Below are 13,168 nucleotides of genomic sequence, written 5' to 3'. Positions count from 1 at the left end.
ATGCTTCCGAGGAGCACAACTTCGCATCAGGCGTCACAACTGTGAAGTCTGCGGTGAAGTGATAGCGCCCCTGGCACTCTGTCCAAGAAGAGTAGACCGTCCAGATGGTCCAGTTGGTGCTGAATGCAGCGGGCTTCGAAGGCGTCCGCCTCGACGATGACCGGCTCCCCAGTGCCCGGCAAATGCCCATGTACGGTGATTCGCGTCGCCCGGCGCACGTCCGCCGTGAGCCCCGCGATGGACGCGCACCCCTCGCGCCCGCCGTCCCAGTGGGAGGCGCTCGTGAGCCGAGGGTTGACCAGGACGAGCTCCCCGGCCCACGACCGGGCCCGAGGGTGGGCCCAGGCGTTGAAGGCGATCAGCCGCCACCTCAGGCCGATCTGCGGGGCGGCGAGCCCGGTCATGGCCGTCTCGCCGCGCAAGGTGGCGAGGAGGTCGGCCGCGGCCCGCACGGTCTCGGGGGCCGCCGGATCGACCGGCTCGGCCCTGGCCGACAGCGCCGGGTGCGGCGCGCCGAGCACCTGGCGCGGGGTGCCTCTGGCGCCCGTCACAGCAGGTCCGGCTCGACGGGACGGAAGGTGATCTCCGAGTCGAGCCCGGCGCCGACCGCCGCCAGCCGGCGCATGAGGGCGGCGACGTCGACGTCCTTGGGCAGCTCGACGTCGGCGATGAGCACGTAGAGGCGGCCGGTGAGCCGGGTGCTCATGCCGGTGATGTTGCCGCCGTCGGCGGCCAGCACGGCGCTGACGGCCGAGATGATGCCCGGCCGGTCGGGGCCGTGCACGGTCAGGACGTAGCCGAGGCCGCCGCCGTCGCCGCAGAAGTGCCGCCGCGCCTCGATCGCCGAGGCGGAGACCACCAGCTCGGGCGCGGTGAGCCGCTTGGTCAGCTCGGCCGGGTCGAGGTCGCCGGAGACCAGCAGCATCATCGCCACGTACCCGCCGAGCAGCGTCATGGTCGAGTCCTGGATGTTCGCGCCGCAGTCGGCCAGCGAACCGGTGACGGCGGCGATCACGCCGGGCCGGTCCACGCCGAGCACGGTCACCGCTGAGAGCCCCACCCGTGGTACCCCTTCCGCATTTCGTCCAGGGGTGCCGAAAACGCCCCGGCGATGCTCGCCGGGGCGCTGCCGTACCTGGGCTAGCGGCGGGTCGTCGCCACCGCGGCCCTGAACCCGTCGCGCGGATGCTCCATCTCACCCAGCGAGATGGTCTCTCGCTTGAAGAACAGGGCCAGGGTCCAGTCGACGACGACTCGGACCTTGCGGTTCAGCGTCGGCACCCGCGACAGATGGTAGGTGCGGTGCATGAACCACGCAGGGAAACCGCGCAGCTTCACGCCATAGACATTGGCGACGCCCTGATGCAGGCCCAATCCGGCGACCGATCCGACGTACTTGTGCCGATAATCGACCAGTTGCTCCCCACGCAGATGCCGGACGATGTTGTCGGCCAGCACCTTGGCCTGGCGCACGGCGTGCTGGGCGTTGGGGGCGCAGTACTGGCCCGGGTTCGTCACGTCGGGCACCCCGGCCGCGTCGCCGGCGGCGAAGGCGTCGCGGGTGCCGGCGACGGTCAGGGCGGCGGTGGTCTTGATCCGGCCCCGCTCGTCCAGGGGCAGGTCGCTGTCGTTGACGACCGGGCTCGGCTTGACGCCCGCCGTCCACACCAGGGTCTCGGCGTCGAACTCGGTGCCGTCGCTGAGCACGACGTGACCGCCCTCGCACGACTCCAGCCTGGTGTCCAGCTTGACCTCGATGCCGCGCTCGCGCAGCTGCTCCAGCGTCCACTTGCCCATCTCGGGGCCGACCTCGGGCAGCACCCGGTTCGTGGCCTCGACGAGGACCCAGCGCAGGTCGGCGGGGGTGATGTTGCGGTAGTAGCGGGTGGAGTCCTTGGCCATGTCCTCCAGCTCGGCCAGCGCCTCCACGCCCGCGAAGCCGGCCCCGACCACGACGAACGTGAGCGCCCTGCGCCGCACCTCGGGATCGACGGTCGACTCGGCCACGTCGAGCAGGTGCAGCACGCGGTTGCGCAGCGCGATGGCCTCGCCGACGGTCTTGAACCCGATGCCGATGTCGGTCAGCCCGGGGATCGGCAGCGTGCGCGAGATCGACCCGGCGGCCATCACGATCACGTCGTAGGCCACCTGGCGCGGCTCGCCCTCGGCGGGCTGGAAGGTGACGACGCGCTCGGCGTGGTCGACCTTGGTGACCGTGCCGTTGAGGATGCGCACCTTAGGGAGGATCCGGCGCAGCGGGGCCACCATGTGCCGGGGCGAGAGGTTGCCCGCCGCCGCCTCCGGCAGGAACGGCTGGTAAGTCATGTAGGACTGGGGGTCGATGATCGTGATGCGCGCCTCGCCGCCGCGCAGCTCGCGGTGGAGCTTGCGCTGCAGCCTGAGCGCGGTGTACAGGCCGACGTACCCGCCGCCGACGATCAAGATGTGCTTGTTCATCCTGAGGCCCCATCCCTCGTGGAATGCTTGTGAAAGCATTCACAAGCTTACGTCGGGCCCTTCCCGAGAGTCCAACCCGGGGATGGTGGGACGCGTCACACCGCCAGTGACCTGGCCCGGAGGAAGACGTCGTCCAGCATCTGGGCGGTGACGCGGCCGGTGAAGGTGTTCTGCTGGCTGGGGTGGTAGCAGCCGATCAGGGTGACGGGGGCGGCGTCGTGCCGGACCTCGACCTCGACGCCGTGGCCGAACTTGGGGCGGGTGCGCGGCAGGTCGTAGCCGGCGTCCTTGAGCGCGGGCCACATGGCCTGCCAGGCGAACCCGCCGAGCGCCACCACCGCCCGCACGCTGCCGGCCACCATCGCCACCTCGCGCGCCATCCACGGGAAGCAGGCGGCCTTCTCCTCCGGCGTGGGCTTGTTGGCCGGAGGCGCGCAGCGCACCGACGCCACCACCCTGGTGTCGATGAGCTCCTGGCCGTCGCCGGCGTACGTGCTGGTCTCCTTGGCCGCCAGGCCGCAGCGGTGGAGCGAGGCGAACAGCCAGTCGCCGCTGCGGTCGCCGGTGAAGATGCGGCCCGTCCTGTTGCCCCCATGGGCCGCCGGCGCCAGGCCGACCAGCAGCACCTTCGGCCGCTCGGCCCCCCACCCGGGGACGGGACGGCCCCAGTACGTCTCGTCCGCGAACGCGCGCCGCCGCACGCGCGCGACCTCCTCGCGCCACTCCACCAGGCGCGGGCAGGCGCGGCAGACGGACTGCGCGGCCGTGAGCTCCGCGAGGGTGCCGGTGGTGGAGGCGAGGCGGCGCACGTCCGCGGGGTCGTGGGCCACCGGGGTGTCAGGGGTGGCGGGGTCGCCGGGCCAGCCGGTGCCGGGTGGTACGAAGCTCATGACACCGATGGTGCCCGATCACTTCGTCCTCCCGGGCACGGGCGCGGTGGCTGTGGCCGTCGCTGTGGCGGTCGGGGCGGGCGTCGCCGAGGGGGCGAGGGGCGCCGTGGAGGCCGTCGGGCAGGCGGCGGGCGTGGCCGTGGGCATGCCGCTGTCGGCCATCATCTCCTGCTGCTGGACCAGCGGCAGCGGGTAGCGGTTGAGCACCGGCTCGCCGCACGACCGGTCGACCGCGTAGCCGTGGCTCTCGGGGTCGACCGTGATCGGCTTGCCGTCCTGGTCGTAGAGGTAGACGTCGGTCAGCGGGCTGCCGTCCTTGGCGTACGGCTTGATGTTGTAGACGTCGAGGCCGTCTCCGACCAGCATCACGTCGGCCGGCGCCGCCATCGCGACCTGCTGGTCGTCGCGGTCGGAGGCCGCCGCCATGCCGGCGAGCAGCGCCAGCGCCGCCAGCACGTTGACGCCCGTGGCCAGCAGCGCGGCGAAGCGCCCGCCGCGGGCCCGGCCGAACCACACCGAGACCCACACGGCCACCGCCACGAGCGCCCACTCCGCCAGGTTCCCCGGGACGACGCCGCCGCCCGCCGTGATCGCCAGCAGCAGCATGGCCAGCAGGTAGCCGCGCAGCACCCACCAGCCGGGCCGCAGCTCGGGCAGGAAGGCCACCAGGCTCCGGTACGGCTTGTGCCGCAGCAGCCCGGCATGCGCCCGCGCCGCCCACACGCGCGGCCGCGGACGGCGGCTCCGGCCGCTCTGGGGACGCCCTCCGTAGGCCGCCACCAGCTCCTCCGCGTACGCGGCGGGCGGCCCGAGCCGATCCTCCAGCGGCAGGTCGGACTCGGCCGCGATCTCGGCCAGATGGTCGTCGAGGTCCTCGATCAGCTCCTCGCGGTCGGGGTGACCGGCCAGGGCGTCGCGGACGGCCTGCGCGTACTGTTCCGGCGTGGTCATGCGTGGCCCTCCTTGAGCAGGGAATCCATGGTGGCCGCGAACGTCGTCCACCGCTTGGCGGAGGTGGCGTACAGGGTGCGGCCGACCTCGTTGAGCCCGTAGTACTTGCGGTGGGGGCCCTCGTCGGAGGCCACGACGTAGGAGTTGAGCGCGCCGGCCTTGAACAGGCGGCGCAGCGTGCCGTAGACGGAGGCGTCGCCCACCTCTTCCAGGCCCGCCTCCCTGAGCCGGCGCACGACGTCGTAGCCGTAGCCGTCGCGCTCGGCGAGCACGGCCAGGACGGCCAGATCGAGCACGCCCTTGAGCAACTGGCTGCTATCCACGCGAAGCAGAGTACTGTGCAATGCACAGTAGTAGCAACAAGAGAACCGGGCGGCTCCCCTGAGGGTGCCGCCCGGTCACATGATCAGCTTAGGCGTCGGCCTTGGGGCAGGTCGCCGAGTAGTTGGCGACGCCCGACGAGGCGGCGTTCGGGCTGACGACGACGAGCTCGATGGTGCCCTTCGTCTCCTTGCTGTCGTGCGTGCCACCGACGCCCCAGGTCACGGCGAGGTCGCCGTTGACCTGACGCTCAAGGACGTTGACGTCCTTGACGCCGTTGACCACCCAGTAGTACTTGACGGTGGTCGGGCCGGTGCTGTGCAGGGTGGCCGAGAAGTCCACGCCGGGACCACGGTTGTCCTTGCACATGTCGTTGCGGGTGCCGGAGACCGACACGGCCGACACGGACGCGGTGGGCTTGGGAGCCTCGCACGCCGCGTACGACTGCGTGATCGAGTCGCTGTTGTTCGGCCCGGTGACCGTCAGGGTGATCTTGCCACCCTTGGCCGCCTCGCCGGTCAGCGCCCGCTCGGGGAGCTCGACGGTCTTGGAGCCGCTGCCCGTGAACAGGCTCTCGCCCTTGAGCACGGACTCGCCGTTGACCGCCCAGGTGTACTGGACGCGCGCGGCGCCGGTCGCGTTGATCGCGGCGTGCGCGCCGACCTTGCACCCGTTGTGGTTGGTGGCCGTCACCAGGTCGGTGGCCGACACCTTCGCAGCGGGAGCGGGGGTCGAGTCCTTGCACCACACCTTGTAGTAGGCGCGGTTGGACAGCGCGTCGTCGGGGCCGACGATCTCCAGCTGCGCCCAGCCACGCTGGCTGTGACGCGGGGAGATGCCGAAGCCGACCTTGCGCTTGTTCCAGACCTTGACCTTGCCGTGGTCGACGACCTCGCCGTTCAGGATCCAGCGGTAGCGGACCCAGCTCGGGTGGTTGACGCTGATCAGACCGGTGAAGTCGATCTTGTCACCCGGGGTGCAGGGGCCCTCGTAGGACGACGGGCTGGCCCAGGCGCGAGCCGAGACCGACACGTCCTTGTCCGTACGGACGCCGCCGAGGTCGACACACGAGACCGAGAAGTAGCCCTTCTTGGACGTGACCTTCTTCGGACCGAGGACCTGGACGGCCTCCCAGCCCTTGACGTCACCCTTGAAGGTCACCGACTCCTTGACGGTGACCGACTTGGTGCCGTGGCCCTTGAGCTTGACAACCTGGACCTTGCCCTTGGACCCGTCACCGTGGAGCCAGCGGTAGGCGAGCTCGGTCTTGCCCTTGACCGGGACCTTGATCTTGGCCGAGAAGTTGACCTTGACCGGGCAGGAACCCTGGTAGTCCTGGTCGGCGGCCTTCGGTGCGGTGACCGAGACCTTGGAGGACTTGGCCGCGGTGGCCGTGCCGGCCTTGCCGGCCGCGGCCGAGGTCGCCGCCTGAGCGGGGCTGGCGACCAGGCCCGCTGCCATGGCGGCCAGCACGGCGGCGGAGGCGCCGAACGCCGCCGCCTTACGTGCCAACCCAACAGACATCATGTGAGAGTGCTCCATTCCGTGAGGGAAAAGACGCGCTCGGGAACGGTCGCCACGCCGGCACCTTCCGTGCACAGCAATATGGCAAAGCCCCCGTTTTGCGCCTTTACCTAATCACAATAGTGATTGCACGCTCAACACGGGTCTTAGATCGGAAATGTCCGGATTTGGCTATCTCAGCGGGCGAGGGACCAGGCGATTCCGTCCAAGATGTCGTGTTCGCTGACGACGACCTGCGCAAACGCGAAACGGCGCACGATCCGGTCAAGAATTAGCGCACCGGCGCCAATCACGTCAACACGCCCAGGATGCATCACCGGAACCTGCGCGCGCTCACCATGGGTCATCGCGAGCAGCCGCCGCGTCACCTCGTGGACCTCTTCGGCGGTGATCCTGGAGTGGTGGATGCGCTCGGAGTCGTAGGCCGGCAGGTCGAGCGCGATGCCCGCGATCGTGGTCACCGAGCCCGCCAGGCCGACCAGCGTGTGCGCCCGCTCGACGGGCACCGCCTCCTCGACCCGGTCGAGAGCCGCCTCGATGTCGGCGACGACGGCCTCCAGCGCCGGGGCCGGCGGCGGGTCGCCGGCGTCCTTCAGGTGGCGTTCGGTCAGCCGGACGCAGCCGATGTCCACCGACAGCGCGGCCTCGGCGTGCTCGGAGCCGACCACGAACTCCGTGGAACCGCCGCCGATGTCCACCACCAGGTAGGGCGGCAGCGGGCCCTGCGGCATCTCCGTCTCCGGCGAAATGCGCAGCAGGCCCCTGGTCGCCCCCGTGAACGACAGCTCGGCCTCCTCCGCCCCCGTCGCGACCTCGGGCGGCACGCCGAAGATCTCGCGGACGCCGTCGGCGAACTCCTGCCGGTTGCCCGCGTCGCGGGTCGCGCTCGTGGCCACCACCCTGGTCGCGACCGCGCCGTGCCGGTCGATCAGCTCCCGGTAGGCACGCATCGCCTTGAACGTGCGCTCCAGCGCATCGGGCGCCAGCATGCCGGTGCGGTCGACCCCCTGCCCCAGACGGACGATCTCCATCCGCCGCTCGACGTCGTGCAGCGTGTCGTCGCGGACGTCGGCGATGAGCAGGCGCACCGAGTTGGTGCCGCAGTCGATGGCGGCTACACGCATGGTCCGTCACTCCACCAGTCGGGGAGCGCGTCGAGCGCCTCCCTGCCGAACGGGTTGCTCCCCGGCACCGCCAGCTCGTGCGCCACCAGGGCGTGCAGGCACTTCACCCGCAGCGGCATGCCGCCGGTGCTCTGCATGTCGCGGGGCAGCGGCTCCATGCCCTCGTCGTGGGCCGCCTTGTCGCGCCTGGCGACGTAGTCGTCGTGCGCGGCCTGGTAGGCGGCCGCCAGGTCGGGGTCGCTCGCCAGCCTGGCCTGCATCTCGCGCATCAGGCCGGAGCCTTCGAGCGTGCCGATGGCCGAGGCGGCCTTGGGGCAGGTCAGGTAGTACAGGGTCGGGAACGGCGACCCGTCGGGCAGCCGCGGCGCGGTCTCCACCACGTCGGGATTTCCGCACGGGCAGCGGTGGGCCACCCCGCGCAGCCCTCTGGGCGGCCGGCCGAGCTGCCGCTGGACCGCCTCGACGTCGTCACTTTCCACTGCTGCTCTCCACCGCTCTGCGGCCCGTGCCCTTGTCGGCGGCCTCCACCGACTCCCACAGCGTCTGGTACCACGGCGGCACCTCGACGGGCTGCTTCACGGCCGTCTGCTCCTTGCCCTGCTCGGGCTCCATCACCACATAGCACTTCTCGCCGGGGCCGCAGAAGTGCAGCCGCTCCTTGGCGGTGCGTTTGATCCAGTTGGGATCGTCGCTCTGCCGGTCGCGGGCCAGCAGCGTCTGCCGCTCGGCCTCGACCCTGGCCTTCTCCGCCTGCAGCTCGGCGATGCTGCGGCGCAGGCTGATGTACTCGCGCACAGGGTAGGCCAGGCTCATCGCGATCGCGCACACCACGACCGCGAGGATGGCGGCCCGCCCGGTCAGCTGCGGCCTCTTCGCCAATGCTGCACACCCCCTTCGACGTACGGCCCGCGGCCGTCAGACCTTCCCAGGCCGCGGACCGTCAGTCGAAACTAGCGCCGGAACCGCGGAAAAGCCGCGCGACCCGCGTAGCGGGCGGCGTCGTCGAGAAGCTCCTCGATGCGCAGCAACTGGTTGTACTTGGCCACGCGGTCGGACCGCGCCGGGGCGCCGGTCTTGATCTGGCCGCAGTTGACCGCCACCGCCAGGTCGGCGATCGTCGTGTCCTCGGTCTCGCCGGAACGGTGGCTCATCATGCACCGGTAGCCGTTGCGGTGGGCCAGGTCGACGGCGTCGAGGGTCTCCGACAGCGTGCCGATCTGGTTGACCTTGACCAGCAGGGCGTTGGCGGTGCCCTCGTTGATGCCGCGCTCCAGCCGCTCGGGGTTGGTGACGAACAGGTCGTCGCCGACGAGCTGCACCTTGTCGCCGAGCGCCTCGGTGATGGCCTTCCAGCCCTCCCAGTCCTCCTCGTCGAGGGGGTCCTCGATGGAGACGAGCGGGTAGTTGGCGACCAGGTCTTCGTAGAAGGCGATGAGCTCCCGCGCCGAGACGCCCTTGCCGTCGATCGTGTAGACGCCGTCCTTGTGGAACTCGGAGGCGGCCACGTCGAGGGCCAGCGCCACGTCTTCGCCCGGCACGTAGCCGGCCCGCTCGATCGCGACCAGGATCAGGTCGAGGGCGTCGCGGTTGGAGGGCAGGTTGGGGGCGAAGCCGCCCTCGTCGCCCAGGCCCGTGGCGTAGCCCTTCTCCTTCAGCACGCCCTTGAGCGCGTGGTAGACCTCGGTGCCCATGCGCACGGCCTCGCGGAACGACTCCGCCCCGATCGGCGCGATCATGAACTCCTGGATGTCGACGTTGGTGTCGGCGTGCGCGCCGCCGTTGAGGATGTTCATCATCGGCACGGGCAGCACGTGGGCGTTGGGGCCGCCGACGTAGCGGAACAGCGGCAGGTCGGCGCTGTCGGCCGCGGCCTTGGCGACGGCGAGCGAGACGCCCAGGATGGCGTTGGCGCCGAGCTTGGCCTTGTTCGGCGTGCGGTCGAGGTCGATCATGATCTGGTCGATGATGCGCTGGTCCTCGGCCTCGACCCCGTTGATCTCCTCGAAGATCTCGTCGGTCACGGCGAGCACGGCCTTCTCCACGCCCTTGCCGCCGTAGCGCTTGCCGCCGTCACGCAGCTCGACCGCCTCGAACTGGCCGGTGGACGCCCCGCTCGGCACGGCGGCGCGGCCGCTGCTGCCGTCGTCGAGCACGACCTCGACCTCGACCGTGGGGTTGCCCCGGGAGTCGAGGATCTCGCGAGCGTAAACGACCTCGATGGTAGCCACGGGTTGCGCTCCTAAATCGAAAGGCAATATGCCATCAGAGCCTATCGGTACCCCGGGCCACCGGTACGGCACGGTCCGACTGCCGGACGCCGGGAGGGGTCAGCCGGTCGGGGACAGGCTCCAGGCCTGGAGGCGGCCGCCCGTCGCGACGACCAGCAGTCCGTCGCCCGCCGCCAGGGCGGTGACCTTCCTGCCCGGCGCGAGCCCGCCCAGCCGCTCGCCGCGGTCGGCGTTCCACACGGTGACCCCGTCGCCGCCGCCGGCGATCATCCGGCGCCCGCCCGCGGACGTGACGCCGGCGCCCGCCGCGCCCGTGCTGAAGCCGCGCACGTAGGCGCCGCTGGCCAGGTCGTACACGGCGGTCGAGCGGCCCGTGGTGACGGCGGCGCGGCCGTCGCCGAGCGCGGCGACCGAGCGCACCTCGCCCTTGCCCTCGCCGAGCAGCCCGCCGGCCGCGCCCACCAGGCCCCGGCCGGTGCCGACGAGGGCCTTGCCGCCGGCCTCGTCCCAGGCCAGGGCGGTGACCGGGCCGGCGGCCTGCCTGGCGCCGGCGACGACGCGGTTGGAGGCCAGGTCGAGCGTCACGACCCGGCCGTCCCGGCAGCCGATCAGCACCGCGGGCTGCTTGCGCCACTGGCCGGGCGCCAGGCGGGCCTCCGACGGGCACACCGCGTGCCACGTGTCGGGTCGGGCGTCGCCGATGCGCCAGCGCCGCACGGCTCCGTCCGTGCCCGTCCAGACCGCCGTCTGCCGGCCGCCCACCGGGACCAGCAGCAGCGAGCGCACCGGCGTGGGGCCGGCGTTCGCCAGCCGGTCGAGCGGCTCGCCGGTACGCGGGTCCCACACCTCGATCGAGTTGCCCGCCCGCTCGGCGTAGACGACGACGGGCGCGCCCTTGTGGTGCCCGATGGCCATCGCCCCCACCCTGGCCCCCGGCTCCGGCCCGAACTCGGGGCCGAGCTCGACGCCGAACGCCCCCGCCTGGCCGCCGTCCTGGCCGCCGGAGGGCAGGCCGGCGTTCCGCCACAGCGCCCCGGCCACCACCCCGACGGCGACCAGCACGCCGACCCCGGCGGCGGCCCACCCCCGCCGCGTCACCGGACGCACGCCGGACGACGCCGCCCGCACCTCACCCGCGCCGGACCGCCCCCGCCCGCTGACGTCCTCGCTGACGCGCCCGCGAACGTGCCCGCGAACGCGCTCGCGGTCGTGCCCGCGGACATGACCGCGGACATGACCGCGGTCGTGCCCGCGCGGCGCCGTGCGGCCCAGCAGCCGCGCCAGCACGTCGTCGGCCGACGGCCGCGCCCCCGCCTCCTTGGCCAGGCACGCCGCGAGCACAGCGCGCAGCGGCTCGGGCACCTCGCGCAGGTCCGGCTCGGCGTGCAGGATCCGGTTCATCACCGCCGGGATCGAGTCCCGGCCGAACAGCGGCTCCCCCGTGGCGGCGAACCCGACGGTGGCCGCCCAGCTGAAGACGTCGGAGGCGGCCGTCGCGCCCTCCCCCGCGATCTGCTCGGGCGACATGTACCCCGGCGTCCCGACGACGCTGCTCGCCGTGGTGGAGACGTCCAGGTCCTTGGCGATGCCGAAGTCGATCACGCGGGGGCCGTCCTGGCCCATCAGCACGTTGCTCGGCTTGAAGTCGCGGTGCACGATGCCCGCGCCGTGGATGGCGGTCAGGGCGGTGATCGTGCCGACCGCCAGCCGGTCGAGCTCGCCGCCGGTCAGCGGGCCGCCGTCGAGGACCAGGTCGTGCAGGGACGGCCCGTCGATGAACTCGCTGACGATGTACGGCCGCCCCTCGGCCAGCCCGCTGCCGTAGATCCGCGCCGTGCGCGCGCCCGCCACCTTGGCGGCGGTCGTGCTCTCCCGCAGGAAGCGGCGGGTGGCCCGCTCGTCGCCCAGCAGGCGCGGATGCAGCACCTTGACGGCCGCGTGGCCGCCGCCCGCGTCACGGCCGAGGAACACCGACCCCTGGCCGCCATCGCCCAGCCGGCCGAGCAGGCGGTAGCCCGCCACCTCCCGCGGCTCCCCCGAGCGCAGCGGTCTCAGCTCCACCACCAGTCCCCCTCGGCTCGCCGGTTCAAGCCCCCGAGGATCCTGGCATTGGGTGACTTCTTCCGACAACCAAGGCGGTCAGGCGTTGGACTCCCACGCGCGTACGCGGTCGCGGTAGGCGCGGGCCGCGGCGCGCAGCTCGGCCTCGGGGTCCAGCCCGGCCTCCTGGGCCCGGCGTACGAGGTCGAACAGCTCGCGGGCCACCCCCTGGCCGATCGCGGCCGCCAGCGCCTCGGGCGCACCGGCCCGCTCGGCCCTGCGCAGCAGCTGGGCGGCCAGCGCGAGCGCGGGCTGGCCCATGGGGACGCCGTCGAGCACCGACGGCTCGCCGCCCTTGGCCGCCCGCTCGGCCGCCTTGATCGCCTCCCAGTTGTCGTTGACCTCGTCCGCGCTCTCGGCCCGCACCGATCCGAACACGTGCGGGTGCCGCCGGACGAGCTTCTCGACGATCCCCGCGGCGACGTCGTCCATGTCGAACGTCTCGGCCACGCGGGCGTGGAAGACCACCTGGAGCAGCAGGTCGCCGAGCTCCTCGCGGAGCGCCGGGTAGTCGCCCTGCTCGATCGTCTCCAGGACCTCGTACGACTCCTCCAGCAGGTACGGCACCAGCGACTCGTGCGTCTGCTTGCGGTCCCACGGGCATTCGGTGCGCAGCCGGTCCATCACCGCGACCAGGTCGAGCACCCGCGAGCCGGGCAGGTCGTACGAACCGGGCACGACCTCGATGAGCGGCGGCTCGTCGAGCGCGATGGCCGCGCGCCCGATCGCGCGCATGAAGTCCTCGTCGTCACCGGCGAGCCAGACCACCCGCTCGCGCACCGCCCGCCTGGACAGCGCGACCGCGTCGGGCACGACGACCTCCGCCTCGATCCCGGCGGCGGCCAGATAGGGGAGCTGCGGGTGACCGGCGGAGCCGGTCAGCACGGGACCCGAGCGCAGCGCCTGCCAGGCCTGGTCGCTCAGCAGGCCCGGCGCGACCCTGGGCGAGGTGGTGACGACGATCAGCGGCATCGGGCTAGCCCTGCTGCGGCTGCGCCTGCTGGGAGGACTTGCCGAACCGGCCCGGATCGACGAAGCCCTGCTGGCTGAACTCGCCGTAACGGGGGCTGTAGACCGGCTTGATGCTCGTCAGCTCCTTGACGAACTTCTCCTGCGCGGCCTGGTCCTGGGCGCCGCCGAGCTGGTTGCGCACCTTGACCGCGCCCAGCTCCGCGCGCAGGTAGCCACGCGCGTCGGCCGGGCTGACCCCCCTGGCGATCAGGTTGATCTCGGGCGACTGGTACTGGCCCGGGTCCTTGAGCGCGTTGTCGATCTCGCTCTCGCTGACCTGCACGTTGTGCTTGGCCGCGAGCTGCCTGAACGCGCTCTCGTTCGCCATCCGGTAGAGCACGAACTGGGTGACGGGCACCCCGAGCTGCTCGGCCGAGACGTTGGCGCGCTTGAGTGCGGCCTCGTACTCCTGAACGTTCCTGGTCAGGTCGCGGGCCGAGATGCGCTCGCTCCCGACCACGGCCGCTGCTCCGGCCTCCATGGGCGAAGAGCAGGCGGTCAGCGCGGCGAGTCCTACCGCGCCGGCGGCCACAGCCACTCGAATCGACTTCACATGCGTCCC

13 protein-coding genes and 1 pseudogene are annotated in these 13,168 nt (G+C 72.0%); all 14 read right to left on the bottom strand.

All coding sequences use genetic code 11. From position 1 onward, the window contains the following. Positions 1-26: 26 nt before the first annotated feature. The gene (locus ACIBST_RS31030) at positions 27-551 is read right to left on the bottom strand and encodes a peptide deformylase (protein WP_397176814.1); all 525 of its coding nucleotides are present in this window, start codon (positions 549-551) and stop codon (positions 27-29) included. Then, on the bottom strand, positions 548-1,060 hold the full coding sequence (locus tag ACIBST_RS31025) for a glycine cleavage system protein R (RefSeq protein ID WP_397176812.1): 513 nt from the start codon (positions 1,058-1,060) through the stop codon (positions 548-550). Before ACIBST_RS31025 ends, ACIBST_RS31030 begins: the two co-directional genes overlap by 4 nt. A gap of 80 nt (positions 1,061-1,140) precedes the next feature. Next, positions 1,141-2,457, bottom strand: coding sequence for an NAD(P)/FAD-dependent oxidoreductase (locus ACIBST_RS31020; RefSeq protein ID WP_364337717.1), 1,317 nt, complete (start codon positions 2,455-2,457; stop codon positions 1,141-1,143). Between the two features lie 95 nt (positions 2,458-2,552). Further along, on the bottom strand, positions 2,553-3,347 hold the full coding sequence (locus tag ACIBST_RS31015) for a uracil-DNA glycosylase (protein WP_397176810.1): 795 nt from the start codon (positions 3,345-3,347) through the stop codon (positions 2,553-2,555). A gap of 18 nt (positions 3,348-3,365) precedes the next feature. Then, positions 3,366-4,298 (bottom strand): hypothetical protein, encoded by a 933-nt coding sequence (locus ACIBST_RS31010; RefSeq protein ID WP_397176808.1) that lies wholly within the window; start codon positions 4,296-4,298, stop codon positions 3,366-3,368. Further along, positions 4,295-4,621: a PadR family transcriptional regulator gene (locus ACIBST_RS31005; RefSeq protein ID WP_397176807.1), complete on the bottom strand. Its 327-nt coding sequence runs from the start codon at positions 4,619-4,621 to the stop codon at positions 4,295-4,297. The genes ACIBST_RS31010 and ACIBST_RS31005 overlap by 4 nt, the downstream gene beginning before the upstream one ends. An 88-nt stretch (positions 4,622-4,709) precedes the next feature. Beyond that, positions 4,710-6,131, bottom strand: coding sequence for a hypothetical protein (locus ACIBST_RS31000; RefSeq protein WP_397176805.1), 1,422 nt, complete (start codon positions 6,129-6,131; stop codon positions 4,710-4,712). 188 nt (positions 6,132-6,319) lie between these two features. Next, a complete protein-coding gene (locus ACIBST_RS30995) occupies positions 6,320-7,267 on the bottom strand; it encodes an exopolyphosphatase (RefSeq protein ID WP_397176803.1) in 948 nt (315 codons plus the stop codon). Continuing rightward, the gene (locus tag ACIBST_RS30990) at positions 7,258-7,746 is read right to left on the bottom strand and encodes a DUF501 domain-containing protein (protein ID WP_352323567.1); all 489 of its coding nucleotides are present in this window, start codon (positions 7,744-7,746) and stop codon (positions 7,258-7,260) included. Before ACIBST_RS30990 ends, ACIBST_RS30995 begins: the two co-directional genes overlap by 10 nt. Beyond that, complete coding sequence (locus tag ACIBST_RS30985; protein WP_352323568.1) at positions 7,736-8,146, bottom strand: septum formation initiator family protein; 411 nt, start codon at positions 8,144-8,146, stop codon at positions 7,736-7,738. Before ACIBST_RS30985 ends, ACIBST_RS30990 begins: the two co-directional genes overlap by 11 nt. Positions 8,147-8,217: 71 nt before the next feature. After that, positions 8,218-9,495 (bottom strand): phosphopyruvate hydratase, encoded by a 1,278-nt coding sequence (gene eno / locus ACIBST_RS30980; RefSeq protein WP_397176801.1) that lies wholly within the window; start codon positions 9,493-9,495, stop codon positions 8,218-8,220. A 99-nt stretch (positions 9,496-9,594) separates the two neighbouring features. After that, a complete protein-coding gene (locus ACIBST_RS30975) occupies positions 9,595-11,559 on the bottom strand; it encodes a WD40 repeat domain-containing serine/threonine protein kinase (RefSeq protein ID WP_397176799.1) in 1,965 nt (654 codons plus the stop codon). 75 nt (positions 11,560-11,634) lie between these two features. Next, positions 11,635-12,567, bottom strand: coding sequence for a MazG family protein (locus ACIBST_RS30970; RefSeq protein ID WP_397176797.1), 933 nt, complete (start codon positions 12,565-12,567; stop codon positions 11,635-11,637). 4 nt (positions 12,568-12,571) lie between these two features. After that, a pseudogene (locus ACIBST_RS30965) lies at positions 12,572-13,165 on the bottom strand (SurA N-terminal domain-containing protein); the annotation flags it as partial. Positions 13,166-13,168 lie beyond the last annotated feature (3 nt).

This window comes from Nonomuraea sp. NPDC049684, from assembly GCF_044465345.1.
In the GTDB taxonomy this organism is placed as follows: domain Bacteria; phylum Actinomycetota; class Actinomycetes; order Streptosporangiales; family Streptosporangiaceae; genus Nonomuraea.
Note: the sequence above shows the minus strand (reverse complement) of the source record. Positions and strands in the feature narration are given on the sequence as shown.

Excerpts from the sequence above, each read along its gene's own strand:
- ACIBST_RS31010 (WP_397176808.1), bottom strand. The coding sequence starts at position 4,298 with ATGACCACGCCGGAACAGTACGCGCAGGCCGTCCGCGACGCCCTGGCC.
- ACIBST_RS30995 (WP_397176803.1), bottom strand. The coding sequence starts at position 7,267 with ATGCGTGTAGCCGCCATCGACTGCGGCACCAACTCGGTGCGCCTGCTC.
- ACIBST_RS31020 (WP_364337717.1), bottom strand. The coding sequence starts at position 2,457 with ATGAACAAGCACATCTTGATCGTCGGCGGCGGGTACGTCGGCCTGTAC.
- ACIBST_RS30970 (WP_397176797.1), bottom strand. The coding sequence starts at position 12,567 with ATGCCGCTGATCGTCGTCACCACCTCGCCCAGGGTCGCGCCGGGCCTG.
- ACIBST_RS31015 (WP_397176810.1), bottom strand. The coding sequence starts at position 3,347 with ATGAGCTTCGTACCACCCGGCACCGGCTGGCCCGGCGACCCCGCCACC.